This window comes from Xanthomonas melonis (genome assembly GCF_020783655.1).
Lineage (GTDB): Bacteria > Pseudomonadota > Gammaproteobacteria > Xanthomonadales > Xanthomonadaceae > Xanthomonas > Xanthomonas melonis.
This window is the reverse complement of the sequence record NZ_JAJGQH010000015.1, coordinates 57691-73148: the sequence shown is the minus strand read 5'-3', so window position 1 is coordinate 73148 and position 15458 is coordinate 57691. Positions and strand designations below refer to the sequence as shown.

Below are 15458 nucleotides of genomic sequence, written 5' to 3'. Positions count from 1 at the left end.
CGCGCCCCGACGACGGCAGGGGCGCGGTTCTGTTGCTACCGCCTCAGACCCGGATGGCGTCCTGGAACGACAGCGGCTGCTCGGTGTGCTGGGCGCGCTCGGCGATCCAGTCGATCACCTGCTCTTCCATCACCCGACTCTGCAGCCCACCCATCAGTTGGGGATCGTTGCGGTACATCTCAATGACCTGTTCCGGCTCTTCGTAGGTCGAGGCGATCAGACGCAGCGTTTCGCTGACGCGCTTGGATTCCAGGCGCAGCTCGTTGCGGCGCGCCACTTCGCCCACCAGCAGGCCGACCAGCACGCGCTTGGCGGCGGCGTCCATGAAACCCTGATACGCATCGTCCGGCACCTGCCCCGGATCGCGGCCACTGCGGCGCACCTGCTCGACCTGCTGGGCCAGCATGGAACGGGCCTCGTTCTCGACCAGGCGCGGCGGCATCTCGACATGCGCGTAGGCAGCGATCAGCTGCTCACCCACCTCGCGACGCAGGCGGTTCATCAACGCGCCCTTGAGCTCGCGCTCCAGGTTGGTGCGGATGTCGGCACGGAACTGCTCGGCATCGCCACTCTTCACGCCGAAGCTCTTGATGAATTCCTTGTCCACCGCCGGCAGCACCGGCTCGGAGACCTCGACCGCCTTGACGTGCACCTGCACGGTCTTGCCGGCCAGCTGCGGCACCCGCCACTCGGCCGGGAAATCGACGCTCAAGGTCTTTTCTTCGCCCTTGGACAGGCCTTCCAGGCCCTTTTCGATCTGGTCGAACATCACGCCCGAGCCCAGCACGCTGCTGCCGGTCTCCACGCCTTCGGCCGGCAGGCGCTCATCGCCGGCCTGCGACCAGGTCTCCAGCGCCACCAGGTCGCCGACCTGCGCGCCGCGCTCGACCGGCTTCCAGGTCCGGCGCTGCAGGCGCAGGTTCTCGATCATCTGGTCGATGTCGGCGTCGGTCACCTCGGCGGTATGGCGCACCACCGACAGCTTGCTCACGTCGATATCGCCGAACTCCGGCACGACCTCGAAGGTGGCGACGAAATCGAAGTCGCTCTCGCCCTGGTCGATCCGCGGGTTGCCCGCCAGGCGCAGCGAGTGCTCGCGCACCGCCGAATCGAAGGTTTCACGCAGCAGGCCTTCCATCGCCTCGGCGCGCACCTGCTGACCGAAGCGCTGCTCGATGACCTTGGGCGGCACCTTGCCGGGGCGGAACCCCTTGATGCGGGTGGTCCGCGCCAGTTCGCGCAGGCGGCCACCGACGTGCGTCTCCAGGCGCTCCTGCGGCAGGGTGAAGGTCAGGCGGCGTTCCAGATTGCCGGTGGATTCGATCGATGCTTGCATGTTGACTCCTGCCACCGACAGCGCACGGCGTCGGCACGAGATGGAAATGCGGGTTGACGGATGGCGAAAGGCCGCCGAGCCTTGTAGTTTCGCCGATAACGGCGGCCGCTGCCAGCGGGGGGCGTGCGCTAGGGCGCCCAGCGGGCCGGATCGACGCGGACTTATGGTGACGACAGCAGCCGGACCACACACGGCCGCGCTGCATTGGTGCGAAAGGGGGGACTCGAACCCCCACGCCTTGCGGCGTCAGAACCTAAATCTGGTGCGTCTACCAATTCCGCCACTTTCGCAATGCTGCGTCCACCCGGACATTGTTGCAGGGATGGGCGCAAAGAAAAAGCCGGGCGTCGCGCCAGGGAGAAAGCGCCAAGCAGCCTACGTGACCACCCACCATCGCAGTCGAGTCACCGGGCGCGCGGTCTGCGTGCAGCCTGCCAGCAGAGCAGCGCGGCACGCCTCGGACGAACGTCCCTGGCAAGCAATCAGCGGATTCCCAGACATCCGCATTGGACACGAAGAAAAACAGCCACTCAACTTGCGCTGAGTGGCTGCCTGTCTGGTGGGCCGTCAAGGATTCGAACCTTGGACCTATTGATTAAGAGTCAACTGCTCTACCAACTGAGCTAACGGCCCTGAAACTGGTCGCACATTGTATGTGCGTTTTTGCCTCGTTGCAACACCCGCGATGCGTCGGGTCAAACTTTCCTGCATCTGCCTGTCATCAGTGGGGTGGCTGAGGGGACTCGAACCCCCGACATCTGGAATCACAATCCAGTACTCTAACCAGCTGAGCTACAGCCACCACTGAAAACCTGCTTCCTACCGTACCGCCGATGGCGCGCCCGACAGGACTCGAACCTGTAACCGCCGGCTTAGAAGGCCGGTGCTCTATCCGGTTGAGCTACGGGCGCCCGGACCGAACTTCGCATTCCCACGCCGTCAGGAGCTTCGGAATGGTCGGGGTAGAGGGATTCGAACCCCCGACATCCTGCTCCCAAAGCAGGCGCGCTACCAGACTGCGCTATACCCCGGCGGGACCTTCCAATCCCGAAGGGCTGGAAAGGTCGGCTATTTTGGGAACGAACAGCGCCGCTGTCAATCACCCTGCGTAAATTCGCTCATCCGGTATCCTGAGCGCTGCAACCTCTTCCTCCGCACTCCGGCTCGGAGCGCATCCACTTTCATGGAGAACACATATGCGTAGCGGCAATCCCGCCCTTCGGGAATCCACCTTCCTCGACCTCGGCTCCGGCTCGGTCGTCACCCGGGACGGCCAGGCGATGACGCTCAATGGCACCGTCAACAAGACCGGGCTGTTGCTGCTGATGGCCGTCGTCACCGCGGCCTTCGCCTGGTCGCAGTCGATCGGTGCCGATGGCAATCCGTTGCCGGCGGCTCGGCTGTACATGATCGTCGGCGCGATCGGCGGTCTGGTGGTGGGGCTGGCGACCAGCTTCAAGCCGACCTGGGCGCCGGTCAGCGCGCCGCTGTACGCGTTGGTGGAAGGCCTGTTCCTGGGCTCCATCTCGGCGGTCTACGAGGCGCGCTTCAACGGCATCGTGTTCCAGGCCGTGTTGCTGACCTTCGGCACCCTGTTCGCACTGCTGTTCGCGTATCGCAGCGGCATGATCAAGGCCACCGAAAACTTCAAGCTGGGCGTGGTGGCGGCCACCGGCGGTATCGCGCTGGTCTATCTGGCGACCATCGTGCTGGGCATGTTCGGCGTACGCATCCCCTTCATCCACGACTCGGGCCTGATCGGCATCGGCTTCAGCCTGTTCGTGGTGGTGGTGGCGGCGTTGAATCTGGTGCTGGATTTCGATTTTATCGAGAGCGGTGTCGAGCACGGCGCGCCCAAGCACATGGAGTGGTACGGCGCGTTCGGCCTGATGGTGACGCTGGTATGGCTGTACATCGAGTTTCTGCGTCTGCTGTCGAAGCTGCAGTCGCGTAACTGAGAAGCAGGGATTCGGGAATCGGGATTGGGGAATCGCAAGAGCGGCTCCCTGGATCACCCGGATTTCGAGCAAAAGAAAGGGCGCCTGGGCGCCCTTTCTTTTTGTGCGATCAACCAGCGGGCTCAGAGGCGGCTGGCGATGGCCTTGGCAAAGCCCATGGTGTTGCCGGTGCCGCCCAGGTCAGGGGTCAGCGAGTCCTTGGCTTCCAGGGTGGCCACGATGGCCTCGCGCAGGCGCTCGGCGTTCTGCGGCTGGCCGATATGGTCCAGCATTTGCGCCGCGCCCAGCAGCAGCGCGCACGGGTTGGCCTTGCCCTGCCCCGCGATGTCCGGTGCCGAGCCGTGCACGGCTTCGAAGATCGCCGCATCCACACCGATGTTGGCGCCCGGGGCCAGACCCAGGCCGCCGACCAGACCGGCGCACAGGTCGGAAATGATGTCGCCGAACAGGTTGGTGGTCACGATGATGTCGAACTGCTCCGGACGCATCACCAGCTGCATGCAGGTGTTGTCGACGATCATTTCCTGGAACTCGATGTCCGGGTACTGCGCGGCGACATCGCGGGCGACCTTCAGGAACAGCCCGGAGGTCGACTTGATGATGTTGGCCTTGTGCACCGCGGTGACCTTCTTGCGGCCGGTGGCGCGCGCCAGGTCGAAGGCATAGCGCACGATGCGCTCGGAGCCCTTGCGGGTGATCCGGGTGCCGGAGAATGCGGTCTCGCCATCCTCGGACACGGTCTGACCTTCGCTCAGGTAGGCGCCTTCAGTGTTCTCGCGAACGGTGATCAGGTCCACGCCGTCGGCAAAGCGCGACTTGGTGTTCGGGAACGACTTGGCCGGACGCACATTGGCGTACAGGTCGAACTTGCGACGCATGGCCACGTTGATCGAACTGAAACCCTCGCCGACCGGCGTGGTCAGCGGGCTCTTCAGCGCCACCTTGTTCTTCGTGATCGAAGCCAGGGTGGCCTCGGGCAGCAGATCGCCATGCTTTTCCAGGGCGACCAGGCCAGCGTCGGCGTATTCGTAGGTCAGGCCAGCCTGCAGCGCGTCGAGCACGAACAGCGTGGCATCCATGATCTCCGGGCCGATGCCGTCGCCGCGGATGACCGTGATTGTCTGCGTCATAACGTTGGGTTTCCGAACTTGAAAGGGGGAGCGCCAGCCGGAAGCCCGGCTCAGCGGCGCAAGGAGGTTTCACCGGCAATTATGCCCGATGCCGGTGAAGGCGCCCAAACCGACCTTGGTCTAACGGCAACCATCGAACGACGGCGCGGTGGCCAGAGCGCCGCAGCCGGTGCTCGACATCGGCATGCCCTCGCCCCACAGCCCTATGGCTCCCTCCCGTCGTCCCCCCGCCCAACCACTGCTCGCCATGTTTTGGTAGCCGCTGCAAGGGCCACAAGCGCCCGGGCGCAACACGCCGCCTCGACTCGGCGGGCAGCACGCGGCGTGCCCGCTTTTACGAATCCCAAATCCCAAATCCCGCACCTCAGCGACGCACTCAGTCGTGCGCGTGTTGTGCCGGTGCCGGCGCGCCACCTTCGAGCTGGTCGAGGAAATCCACGGCGCGGCGCAGATGCGGGATCACGATGGAGCCGCCGACCACCAAGCCGACCGAGAAGGTCTCGAAGAATTCGGCCCGGGTCACACCCGCGTCCTTGCACTGGGCCACGTGGTAGCTGATGCAATCGTCGCAGCGCAACACCATCGAGGCCACCAGGCCGAGCAGCTCCTTGGTCTTCACGTCCAGCGCCCCGGCCTGGTAGGTCTGGGTATCCAGCGCGAAGAAGCGGCGCACCACCTGATTGGGCTCGGCCAGGATGCGCTGATTCATGCGTTGGCGGAACTCGGTGAACTCGCGCAGGCGGTCGGCGCTGCCGTCGTCGGAACCGCTCATGCCTGCCCGCCCGTACTGCCCGCCAGCAGCGGCTCGAGCTTGCCGGCGCGATGCATGGCCATCATGTCGTCGTAGCCACCTACATGCACGTCGCCGACGAAGATCTGCGGCACGCTGGTGCGCCGCGCCAGGGCGACCATCTTCTCGCGCTCGGCCGGGTCCAGGTCGATCCGCACCTCGGTCCAGGTCTGGCCCTTGCTCTTGAGGAAGTTCTTGGCTGCCACGCAGTACGGGCAGATGGCGGTGGAATACAAGGTGATCTGCGGGCCGGCGGCCGCGTCCTGCCCGGTGTGTTCTTGGCTCACGGGAAACTCCGTGGTTGGTCTGAGGTCTGACACATGGTAACGGGCGACTGGAATTTCCAGGTCGTCACCGCAACACTGTGGAACGGGACGATCGACGAGCACGGTGGGTGCCGGCCGGAAGCCGGCGTTGCCGTCGGGGACACCTTCGCCGCCGGGCGCCGCCCTTAACCGCCGATTCACGCCATTACGCCGTGCCGACCGCATGCTCGGTGCATCACCTGGGAGTTTCACTTGCGCCTGCTTCCACTCGCCACCGCCCTCACCCTGGCCATCGCCATGGGTGTGGCACCTGCGCAGGAAAACCGCCTGCCCGACATCGGCTCGTCGGCCGGCGAACTGCTGACGCCGGCGCGCCAGGCCGAGTACGGCAGGATGATGCTGGCCGAGTTGCGCAACTACGACTATGTGCTGGACGACCCGCTGATCGGCGACTGGCTGCAGAGCATGGGCACCCGCCTGGGCGCCAACAGCGATCAACCGCAACAGCCGTTCACCTTCTTCATGCTGCGCGACCGCCAGATCAATGCGTTCGCCACGCTGGGCGGCTACATCGCGGTCAATGCGGGCCTGGTCCTCACCGCCGAACGCGAAGACGAAGTGGCCGCGGTGCTGTCGCACGAAATCGCCCACGTGACCCAGCAACACGTGCTGCGCGGGGTCGAACGCGCACAACGCGACCAGATCCCGATCCTGCTGGGCATGCTGGCAGCGGTGGTGGCTGCGCAGCAGGCGGGCGGAAACTCCCGCGGCGATGCCACGATGGCCACGATCACCAGCGCGATGGGGCTGATGCAGCAGCGCCAGATCGACTTTACGCGCTCCAACGAATCCGAGGCCGATCGGCTGGGCATCCGCACGCTGGAGCGCAGCGGCTACGACGTGGATGCGATGGCCGGATTCTTCGAACGCATGTCGGTGGCGATGCGCGCCAACGAGGGCGGCTACAGCGCGCCGGACTTCCTGCAGACCCACCCGGTCACCACCACCCGCATCAGCGAGGCCAAGGCGCGCGCCGAGCAGATGAAGAAAAACACCGTGGTGCTGACCACCTCGGTGCCGGGTGGGACGCGGCAGGAGCGGGTGGATCCGGCCGATCCCTCGCTGTCGGAGCCACTGAGTCGCAACGGCAATGCACTGCTGCCGTACGCGCTGCGATTGCCGGTGGACGCGCTCGGCCGTGGCGGCGATCAGCAGGGGTTCGACTGGGCCAAGGAGCGCCTGCGCGTGCTCAGCGCAAGCACGCCGGATGCGGCGATCCGCGAATACGAGAACCTGCGCCGCAGTGCCAAGCAGGGCCTGACCGATGCGCAGCGCTATGGACTGGCACTGGCCCGCCTGCGCAACAGCGGCGGGCGCCCGAGCGAGCCGGTGGCCGAACTCACCGACCTGCTGGACACCCATCCGGACAATCTGTGGCTGGCGCTGGGCCTGAGCGAAGCGCAGGCCCGTGTCGGCCAGCGCGATGTCGCCAATGCGCGTTTCGACGCCCTGCTCAAGCGCTTGCCGAACAACCGCGCGGTGGCACTGACCTATGCGGGGGCGCTCAACGCGCAGGCGAACAAGGACGCTGGCCAGCGCGCGCGCCAGGTGCTCGAACCGTTGCTGCACCGCAGTAGCGATGATCCTTTGCTGCAGCAGACCTACGCACGCGCCTGCGAGCTGGCCGGGGACCATCTGCGCGCCAGCGAGGCCTACGCCGAGTCGGCCTATCTGAATGGCCGCCCGGAACAGGCCCTGATCCAGCTCGAAGCACTCAAGAAGAAGGAGCTGGACTATGTGACACGGGCGCGCGTGGATGCGCGCATCGCCGCGATCACACCGACCGTGCTGGAGCTGCGCCGCCAGGGCATCCGCGATCCGGATCTGTCGAGGCAGTGACGGTTGGCGGGAGTCGGGAATCGGACGACGGCGTGCCGGGCGAAGCGATGGATCTTGCGCCACCCCCAGTTCAGTCCGCCTGCTGAAGCCGCGCGCCGTCGACGGGCCCCGCCGGCCATGTCACATGAGAGTCACAAAACCGTAGTCTACTGGCGACCACCCAAGCCAGACGGTAAGCCCCGCGTGCAGAAACGCATTCTGATCGTCGATGACGAACCCGCGATCCGCGACATGGTGGCGTTCGCGCTGCGCAAGGGCGAGTTCGAGCCCATCCACGCCGGCGACGCCCGCGAAGCGCAGACCGCCATCGCCGACCGCGTGCCCGACCTGATCCTGCTGGACTGGATGCTGCCCGGCACCAGCGGCCTGGACCTGGCGCGGCGCTGGCGCAAGGAACAACTGACGCGCGAGATTCCGATCATCATGCTCACCGCACGCGGCGAGGAAAACGACCGCGTCGGCGGGCTGGAAGCCGGAGTCGACGATTACGTGGTCAAGCCGTTCTCGGCGCGCGAACTGCTGGCACGCATCCGCGCGGTGATGCGGCGCACCCGCGAGGACGACGAGGACGGCAGCGTGGCGGTCGGCCGCCTGCGCATCGACGGCGCCGCGCACCGGGTGTTCGCCGGCGATGCGCCGGTGCCGATCGGCCCGACCGAATACCGCCTGCTGCATTTCTTCATGACCCACCCCGAGCGCGTGTATACGCGCACCCAGCTGCTGGATCATGTCTGGGGCGGCAGCGTGTATGTGGAAGAGCGCACCATCGACGTGCATATCCGTCGCCTGCGCAAGACGCTGGAACCGTTCGGCCTGGAAAACATGGTGCAGACCGTGCGTGGCTCGGGCTATCGTTTTTCTTCGGCGACCTGAGCGTTGCCGTCCAGCCGCCCGGCCGCTGCATGGCCGGGCAGCCTGTCCACCTGACGCTGCATGATCACGCCTGCCATGCCCCAACATATCCGTTCCGCCTGGCTCAAGACGCTCGGCACCCTTGCGCTGTTGCTCGGCGCTGCCGTCGTGGTGGGCGTGCTGATCGAGCATGTATGGATGGCGCTGACGCTCACCGCGCTGGCCGTGCTGGGCTGGCATTACTGGCGGCTTCGCCAGGTGCTGCGCCGGCTCACCGCACGCCAGCGCGCCGAGCCTGCCGCGGGTGTCGGTGCCTGGAACGAACTGGACCGTTTGTTGTATCGCAGCCAGGCCGAAATGCGCGGGCGCAAGCGCCGCCTGATCGAGATGCTGCGTACCTACCGGGCCGCTGCGCAGGCGTTGCCGGATGCGGTGGTGGTGGTGGACCGCAACAATCAGCGCGTGCAGTGGTTCAACAAGGCGGCCGGCGGCCTGCTCGGCCTGCATCATCCTGGCGACATGGGCGTCTCCGTGGTGGAGCGCCTGCAGCCGTTGCCGTTGGCCCACTGGCTGGCAGCCGGGCGCAATGCCGAGCCGATGCTGGATGCGGCCTCGCCGGTGGACCCGGACCTGCGCCTGAACCTGCGGCTGATCCCGTATTCGGATGAGTATTGGCTGCTGGTGGCGCGCGATGTCAGCAAGCTGCTGCGCCTGGAGCAGGTGCGCCGCGACTTCGTGGCCAATGTCTCGCACGAGCTGCGCACGCCGTTGACGGTGGTGCATGGCTACCTGGACATGCTCGATCCCGAGGATTTCCCCGATTCGGGGCCGATGCTGGCAGAGATGCGCAAACAGTCGCAGCGCATGGCGCAACTGGTGGAAGACCTGCTGACCCTGTCGCGCCTGGAGTCGCAGGAGGAGCTCGGCGAAGAGCACGTGGCGATGACGCCGATGCTGTCCACCCTGCGCCGGGAGGCCGAGGCGCACAGCCAGGGCCGGCACACGATCGAGGTGATCGACGAGGCCGGCGTGGACTTGCTCGGCTCCAACAAGGAATTGCACAGCGCCTTCTCCAACCTGGTGACCAACGCGGTGCGCTATACGCCCGGCGGCGGCACGGTCACGATCCGCTTCCTGCGCGAAGGCGACGGTGCGGCCCTGGCGGTGCGCGACACAGGCTACGGCATTCCCGCCTCGCATCTGCCGCGCATCACCGAACGCTTCTACCGGGTCTCCAGCAGCCGCTCGCGCGAAAGCGGCGGCACCGGGCTGGGATTGTCGATCGTCAAGCACATCCTCGGTCTGCATCAGGCGCGGCTGGAGATCGAAAGCGAGGTGGGACGCGGCAGCGAATTTTCGTGCCATTTCGTGGCTGCACGCATCGTGCAGCGCGAGCCATCCCTGCCGCTGTCACGCTCGGCGTGATATGTAGGGAGCGCAGGCCGCCGACGCGGCGCGATGCACCGGCGCCTCCCGTGCGGCGGTGCCTGCGCCGCCGCATGCCCGCCGCGATCACGCTCACCATTTCGTCCTGACGACCGACCCATGGGCCACGCCAAAGAACTGCACGACGCTCCACCCGGCGACGACATCGTCACCGATCCATTGCGCGACCCGTCGCTGTACATCAACCGGGAGCTGTCGCAGCTGGATTTCAATTTCCGGGTGCTGGCGCAGGCGCTGGACGAGCAGGTACCGCTGCTGGAGCGGCTGCGCTTCCTGTGCATTTCCTGCACCAACCTGGACGAGTTCTTCGAGATCCGCGCAGCCACCGTGCGGCATGCGCAGGAATTCGGCCTGCCGCCCGCGCCCGACGGCCTGAGCCCCACCGCCATCCTCAATGCCGTGCACGACCGCGCGGCCAAGCTGGTGGAACAGCAGTACCACGCCTGGAACGAGGTGCTGCGCCCGGCGATGGAAGAGGCCGGGGTGGCCGTGCTCAGCCGCACCGCCTGGACCGCGCGGCAGAAGCGCTGGCTGCGCGCCTACTTCCGCAACGAGATCATGCCGGTGCTGTCGCCGCTGGGGCTGGATCCGGCGCACCCGTTCCCGAAGATCCTCAACAAGACCTTGAACATCGTGGTGGTGCTGGAGGGCCAGGATGCCTTCGGACGCGCCGGCCACCTGGCCATCGTGCGCGCACCGCGCTCGCTGCCGCGCATCATCCAGCTGCCGGCCAGCCTGTCGCCGGACGGCGCGCAGAGCTTCGTGTTCCTGTCCTCGGTGCTGTCCGAGTTCGTGGACGAGCTATTCCCCGGCATGCAGGTCAAGGGCTCGTATCAGTTTCGCGTCACCCGCAACTCGGAGCTGGTGGTGGACGAGGAAGAGGTGGAGAACCTTGCCCTCGCCTTGCGCGACGAGCTGGTCACGCGCGGCTACCGGCCGGCGGTGCGCCTGGAGATCGCGCATGACTGCCCGGCCCCGATCATGCGCACCCTGCTGCAAAACTTCGGCCTGAACGAGAACGCGGTGTATCGCATCGTGGGCCCGGTCAATCTGAGCCGTGTCACCCAGGTCTACGACATGGTGCAGCGCCCCGAACTGAAGTACCCCTCGTTCAACCCGCGCACCTTGCGCGACAGCGAGGGCATCTTCGAGATCGTCGGCAAGGGCGACGTGCTGCTGCACCACCCCTTCGATGCGTTCACCGCGGTGCTGGACGTGATCCGCCAGGCCGCAGTCGACCCGAACGTGCTGGCGATCAAGCAGACGCTGTACCGCACCGGCAAGGACTCATTGATCGTCGATGCGCTGGTGCTGGCCGCGCGCAACGGCAAGGACGTCACCGTCGTGGTGGAGCTGCGTGCACGCTTCGACGAGGAAGCTAACCTCGGCCTGGCCGACAAGTTGCAGGAAGCCGGCGTGCAGGTGGTGTACGGCGTGGTCGGCTACAAGACCCACGCCAAGATGCTGCTGATCGTGCGCCGCGAGGGACGCAAGCTCAAACGCTACGTGCACCTGGGCACCGGCAACTACCACAGCGGCACCGCGCGTCTGTATACCGACATCAGCCTGATCACCGCCGATGCGGAGATCGGCAACGACGTGCACATGCTGTTCCAGCAGTTGTCCGGGCTGGCCCCACGCATGAAGCTCGATCAACTGCTGCAATCGCCCTTCACCCTGCATGCGGGTGTACTCAAACGCATCGAACGCGAAACCCGGCTGGCCCGCAACGGTCGCCCCGGCCGCATCATCGCCAAGATGAATGCCCTCAACGAACCGCAGGTGGTGCGTGCCCTGTATGCCGCATCGCAGGCCGGCGTACAGATCGATTTGATCATCCGCGGTGCCTGCACGCTGCGCCCGGGCGTACCGGGGGTGTCCGACAATATTCGGGTGCGCTCGATCGTGGGCCGCTTTCTGGAGCACAGCCGCGTGTACTGGTTCGGCAACGACGGTGCCGCCGAGCTGTATTGCGCCAGCGCCGACTGGCTGGAGCGCAACCTGTTGCGCCGGGTGGAGACCTGCTTCCCGATCCTTGAGCCGGACCTGGCCCGGCGTGTGTATCGGGAAGTATTGCAGAACTACCTGGACGACAATGTCAGCGCCTGGGAGCTGGACGCCGAAGGCGTGTATCACAAGCGTACGCCTGCACCGGGAGAACCGGCCCATTCGGCGCAGATGATCCTGCTCGATCGGATCTGAGAACGCCACGGCCGTGGCCTCTCACGTGGCCACCGGCCCATCGGCTACCATGCGGCCATGCCAATGCCCTCCCCCACGACTCCGCCCCTGCGTGATGGCGATTTTCTTGCCGCCATCGATCTAGGCTCCAACAGTTTCCACATGGTCATCGCGCGCTATCTGATGGGACAGTTGCGCGTGGTCGATCGCCTGCGCGAAACCGTGCGCATGGCCGATGGCCTGGATGGCAAGGGCGGCCTGTCCAACGAGGCGCGGCAACGTGCACTGGAATGCCTGGCGCGTTTCGGGCAGCGCATCCGCGACGTGCCTTCGCTGCGTGTGCGTGCGCTGGCGACCAATACGGTGCGTCAGCTGCGTTCGCCGCAGACCTTCCTGATGCCGGCGGAAACCGCACTGGGACATGCGATCGAAGTGGTCAGCGGCCGCGAGGAGGCGCGCCTGATCTATCTCGGCGTCACCCATGCCCAACCGCCCAAGAACGATCAGCGCCGGCTGGTGATCGACATCGGTGGCGGCTCCACCGAGTTCATCATCGGCCAGGGGTTCCAGACCCTGGAGCGCGAGAGCCTGCAGGCCGGTTGCATCGCCAGTACCCGGCGGTTCTTCCCGGGCGGAAAACTGTCCAAGAAGAAATGGAAGGACGCGCTGACCGAGATCGGCGCCGAATTCCAGCAGTTCGCTGGCCAGTACAAGGCGCTGGGCTGGCACGAAGCGATCGGCTCGTCCGGTACCCACAAGGCCATCGGCGAAATCTGCGCCGCGATGAAGCTCACCAAGGGCGCGATCACTGCGCAGGCGTTGCCGGCGTTGCGCGAAGAGTTGCTCAAGGCCAAGCGCATCGAAGACATCCAGCTGCCCGGCTTGGCCGCCGAGCGCCGGCCGATCATCGCCGGCGGAATCCTGGTGCTGGAGGCGGCTTTCCAGGCACTGGGGCTGGAGAAGCTGATGGTCAGCAAGGCCGCAATGCGCGAAGGCATCCTCTACGACATGCTTGGCCGCGGCGGCCAGAACGACCCGCGCGACAGCTCGGTGACCTCGCTGGTGCAACGCTACGGCATCGACGAGGCGCAGGCGCAGCGCGTGGAGGCCACCGCGTGCCGCCTGTTCGACCAGGTCTGCGACGCCTGGCAACTGGATGGCGACGATGCACAGGTGTTGCGCCAGGCCGCGCGTCTGCACGAGCTCGGGCTGATGATCGCCCACAGCCAATACCATGTCCACGGCAGCTACATCCTGGAGCATTCGGACATCGCCGGTTTCTCGCGGCAGGAGCAGCAGGTACTGGCGGCGCTGGTGCGCACGCATCGGCGCAACGTGCCCAAGACCGCCTTCGATGCCCTGCCCGATCGCCTGCTGCTGCCGACCCGCCGCAAGGCCGCGCTGCTGCGGCTGGCGGTACTGTTGCATCGCGCACACGAGGCAGACCCGATCCCGACCCTCGAACTCACTGCCGAGGACGCGCGGCTGTCGTTGATCCTGTCGCAGAGCTGGATCGATTCGCGCCCCCTGCTGCGCGCCGACCTGATCGGCGAAGTCGAAGGCATGGCCGGGCTGGGCATCACGTTCAAACCGTTTGTGACCTGAGGCCTGCGGCCTCAGGCGGGATTTGGGATTCGGGATTTGGGATTTGGGATTGGCCAGTAGCAGTGGCCGACATGGTTTACGCACTCGCAACGCGTCTGCTATCAGCAGACCGCTCTTGCGAATCCCCAATCCCCAATCCCGAATTCCCAATCCCGTCGCGCTTGTCACCGCCGCGTCTTGTCGGCGCAACATCCCTGCCATCGCCCTTCCGGACACTTGCGAAAACGGGAGAACGGGCATGCGCTACGCGATCGTCACCGAAACCTATCCCCCCGAAGTGAACGGCGTTGCGCTGACCGTGCATGGTCTGGAAACCGGGCTGCGCGCACGCGGGCACCAGGTGGACCTGGTGCGCCCACGCCAGCACACAGACGCCGATCCCCCACACACCTTGCTGGTCCGGGGCGCGGCGGTGCCGCGCTATCCCGGGCTGAAGTTCGGGCTACCGGCCACCCAGCGGCTGATCCGGCATTGGCAAGCCACGCAGCCGGATGCGCTCTATATCGCCACCGAAGGCCCGCTGGGCTGGTCGGCGATGCGCGCGGCGCGACGGCTGGGCATTCCGGTGGCCAGCGGCTTCCATACCCGCTTCGACGAATACCTGCCCGATTACGGCGCCGCCTGGCTGCAAGGCACTGCGCTGCGCTGGATGCGGCGCTTCCACAACCAGGCCGACGTGACCCTGGTGCCGACGCGCGAACTGCTGCAGACACTGCGCGAGGACGGTTTCCACCGCGTGCAGCTGCTGGCACGTGCAGTCGATGGCCAGCAGTTCGATCCGGCCCATCGCGACCCGGCATTGCGCGCGCAATGGGGCATCGAAGGCGAGGGCTTCGCCGCGATCCATGTCGGGCGAATCGCCAACGAAAAGAACCTGCCGTTGGCCGTGCATGCATTCCGCAAGCTGCAGCAGGTTCGCCCGAAAGCGCGCTTCGTCTGGGTGGGCGATGGCCCGGCGCGCGAAAAGATCGCATATGAAAATCCGGACTTCATCTTCTGCGGGGTTCAGCGCGGCGACGCCCTGGCGCGCCACTTCGCCAGCGGCGATCTGTTCCTGTTTCCCAGCCGCAGCGAAACCTTCGGCAATGTGACCCTGGAAGCCATGGCCAGCGGCGTGGCGACGGTGGCTTTCGATTACGGCGCCGCGCGCGAGTACCTGCGCAACGGCCAGACCGGTGCGGCGGTGGACACCGATACGGCCTTCGTCCAGGCCGCCGTCGCGCTCACCCAGGACGATGCGCTGCGCCAGCGCCTGGGTACGGCCGCCGCTCAGGCGATGAAGAAGCTGCACCCGGACAATGTGGTGTCAGACCTCGAAGCCTTGTTGCTGGGCATCACCGCTGCACGGGGGCGCTATGTCGTCGACGCGGCTTGAGGTCTTGCGCGGCCACGAAGCGCGCTGGTGCCGGCGTGCCAACCACTGGTGCCGCCGGCACCCGGTGCGGCGCGCGTTCGCCACCGTCAGTCGCCTGGGCGACGGGGTGTTCTGGTACGCATTGATGGGATTGCTGGTGCTGTTCGACGGCATGGACGGCGTGCGCGCATCCGCGCATATGGCCGCGACCGGCGTGCTGGCATTGACGCTCTACAAGGGGCTCAAGCGCTGGACCCGACGCCCGCGCCCGTACGCGGCCGATGTGCGCATCCGTGCCTGGGTGGCGCCGCTGGACGAGTTCAGCTTCCCCTCCGGCCACACCTTGCACGCGGTGTCCTTCAGCATCGTGGCGCTGGCCTATTATCCCGGGCTGGCCCCGCTGCTGGTGCCGTTCTCCGCTGGCGTGGCGCTGTCGCGCGTCGTGCTGGGCCTGCACTACCCCAGCGATGTCCTCGCCGCCACGGCGATCGGCACCCTGTTGGCCAGCCTGTCGCTGTGGGGACTGCCGGCGGTGTTGGGATAAGCGATGGCGGTTTGCCGGAAGAAAGTGCTTCGCGAAGGCGGATGAGGGTGCGCCCCCGAGCATCCGATCGCGAACACCGACGCAGACGCAAGAACCG

At 66.3% G+C, this 15458-nt stretch carries 12 protein-coding genes and 5 tRNA genes; 8 read left to right on the top strand and 9 right to left on the bottom strand.

Translation table 11 applies throughout. From position 1 onward, the window contains the following. Window positions 1-43: 43 nt before the first annotated feature. From tig to LL964_RS15585, 6 genes are all read right to left on the bottom strand, one after another. Window positions 44-1336 carry a trigger factor gene (gene tig / locus LL964_RS15610; RefSeq protein ID WP_104585541.1) on the bottom strand — a complete coding sequence of 431 codons (1293 nt, stop codon included), beginning with the start codon at window positions 1334-1336 and terminating at the stop codon, window positions 44-46. Window positions 1337-1541: 205 nt separating this feature from the next. Continuing rightward, window positions 1542-1626, bottom strand: a tRNA-Leu gene (locus tag LL964_RS15605). Window positions 1627-1893: 267 nt separating this feature from the next. Continuing rightward, window positions 1894-1969, bottom strand: a tRNA-Lys gene (locus LL964_RS15600). A 92-nt stretch (window positions 1970-2061) separates the two neighbouring features. Next, window positions 2062-2138: transfer RNA gene (locus LL964_RS15595), tRNA-His, on the bottom strand. A 32-nt stretch (window positions 2139-2170) separates the two neighbouring features. Beyond that, window positions 2171-2247: transfer RNA gene (locus LL964_RS15590), tRNA-Arg, on the bottom strand. A gap of 43 nt (window positions 2248-2290) precedes the next feature. Then, window positions 2291-2367, bottom strand: a tRNA-Pro gene (locus LL964_RS15585). Between the two features lie 165 nt (window positions 2368-2532). Between LL964_RS15585 and LL964_RS15580 the strand changes: the two genes are divergently transcribed. Continuing rightward, window positions 2533-3294 carry a Bax inhibitor-1/YccA family protein gene (locus LL964_RS15580; RefSeq protein ID WP_104584553.1) on the top strand — a complete coding sequence of 254 codons (762 nt, stop codon included), beginning with the start codon at window positions 2533-2535 and terminating at the stop codon, window positions 3292-3294. A gap of 122 nt (window positions 3295-3416) precedes the next feature. Here LL964_RS15580 and LL964_RS15575 read toward each other — a convergent pair whose 3' ends face one another. The 3 genes from LL964_RS15575 to grxC form a co-directional block, all read right to left on the bottom strand. After that, window positions 3417-4424 carry an isocitrate dehydrogenase gene (locus tag LL964_RS15575; RefSeq protein ID WP_104584554.1) on the bottom strand — a complete coding sequence of 336 codons (1008 nt, stop codon included), beginning with the start codon at window positions 4422-4424 and terminating at the stop codon, window positions 3417-3419. A 376-nt stretch (window positions 4425-4800) separates the two neighbouring features. Continuing rightward, window positions 4801-5196, bottom strand: a complete 396-nt coding sequence (locus LL964_RS15570; RefSeq protein ID WP_104584555.1) for a carboxymuconolactone decarboxylase family protein — start codon at window positions 5194-5196, stop codon at window positions 4801-4803. Then, a complete protein-coding gene (gene grxC, locus LL964_RS15565; protein ID WP_104584557.1) occupies window positions 5193-5501 on the bottom strand; it encodes a glutaredoxin 3 in 309 nt (102 codons plus the stop codon). The genes LL964_RS15570 and grxC overlap by 4 nt, the downstream gene beginning before the upstream one ends. Before the next feature lie 231 nt (window positions 5502-5732). Between grxC and LL964_RS15560 the strand changes: the two genes are divergently transcribed. From LL964_RS15560 to LL964_RS15530, 7 genes are all read left to right on the top strand, one after another. After that, a complete protein-coding gene (locus LL964_RS15560) occupies window positions 5733-7379 on the top strand; it encodes a M48 family metalloprotease (protein ID WP_104584559.1) in 1647 nt (548 codons plus the stop codon). A 183-nt stretch (window positions 7380-7562) separates the two neighbouring features. Beyond that, complete coding sequence (gene phoB, locus LL964_RS15555; protein ID WP_002806631.1) at window positions 7563-8252, top strand: phosphate regulon transcriptional regulator PhoB; 690 nt, start codon at window positions 7563-7565, stop codon at window positions 8250-8252. A 75-nt stretch (window positions 8253-8327) separates the two neighbouring features. After that, window positions 8328-9656, top strand: coding sequence for a phosphate regulon sensor histidine kinase PhoR (phoR, locus tag LL964_RS15550; RefSeq protein ID WP_167395169.1), 1329 nt, complete (start codon window positions 8328-8330; stop codon window positions 9654-9656). A gap of 120 nt (window positions 9657-9776) precedes the next feature. Continuing rightward, the gene (gene ppk1, locus LL964_RS15545) at window positions 9777-11879 is read left to right on the top strand and encodes a polyphosphate kinase 1 (RefSeq protein ID WP_104584562.1); all 2103 of its coding nucleotides are present in this window, start codon (window positions 9777-9779) and stop codon (window positions 11877-11879) included. A 63-nt stretch (window positions 11880-11942) separates the two neighbouring features. Further along, window positions 11943-13463, top strand: coding sequence for an exopolyphosphatase (ppx, locus tag LL964_RS15540; protein WP_208621374.1), 1521 nt, complete (start codon window positions 11943-11945; stop codon window positions 13461-13463). A 238-nt stretch (window positions 13464-13701) separates the two neighbouring features. After that, the gene (locus tag LL964_RS15535) at window positions 13702-14838 is read left to right on the top strand and encodes a glycosyltransferase family 4 protein (protein ID WP_104584565.1); all 1137 of its coding nucleotides are present in this window, start codon (window positions 13702-13704) and stop codon (window positions 14836-14838) included. After that, the gene (locus tag LL964_RS15530) at window positions 14819-15361 is read left to right on the top strand and encodes a phosphatase PAP2 family protein (protein WP_104584567.1); all 543 of its coding nucleotides are present in this window, start codon (window positions 14819-14821) and stop codon (window positions 15359-15361) included. Before LL964_RS15535 ends, LL964_RS15530 begins: the two co-directional genes overlap by 20 nt. The last annotated feature ends 97 nt before the right edge of the window (window positions 15362-15458 follow it).

Bases quoted from the DNA above. Each gene is read 5' to 3' on its own strand.
- tig (WP_104585541.1), bottom strand. From the start codon at position 1,336: ATGCAAGCATCGATCGAATCCACCGGCAATCTGGAACGCCGCCTGACC.
- LL964_RS15580 (WP_104584553.1), top strand. From the start codon at position 2,533: ATGCGTAGCGGCAATCCCGCCCTTCGGGAATCCACCTTCCTCGACCTC.
- LL964_RS15575 (WP_104584554.1), bottom strand. From the start codon at position 4,424: ATGACGCAGACAATCACGGTCATCCGCGGCGACGGCATCGGCCCGGAG.
- LL964_RS15570 (WP_104584555.1), bottom strand. From the start codon at position 5,196: ATGAGCGGTTCCGACGACGGCAGCGCCGACCGCCTGCGCGAGTTCACC.
- phoR (WP_167395169.1), top strand. From the start codon at position 8,328: ATGCCCCAACATATCCGTTCCGCCTGGCTCAAGACGCTCGGCACCCTT.
- ppk1 (WP_104584562.1), top strand. From the start codon at position 9,777: ATGGGCCACGCCAAAGAACTGCACGACGCTCCACCCGGCGACGACATC.
- ppx (WP_208621374.1), top strand. From the start codon at position 11,943: ATGCCCTCCCCCACGACTCCGCCCCTGCGTGATGGCGATTTTCTTGCC.
- LL964_RS15535 (WP_104584565.1), top strand. From the start codon at position 13,702: ATGCGCTACGCGATCGTCACCGAAACCTATCCCCCCGAAGTGAACGGC.
- LL964_RS15530 (WP_104584567.1), top strand. From the start codon at position 14,819: ATGTCGTCGACGCGGCTTGAGGTCTTGCGCGGCCACGAAGCGCGCTGG.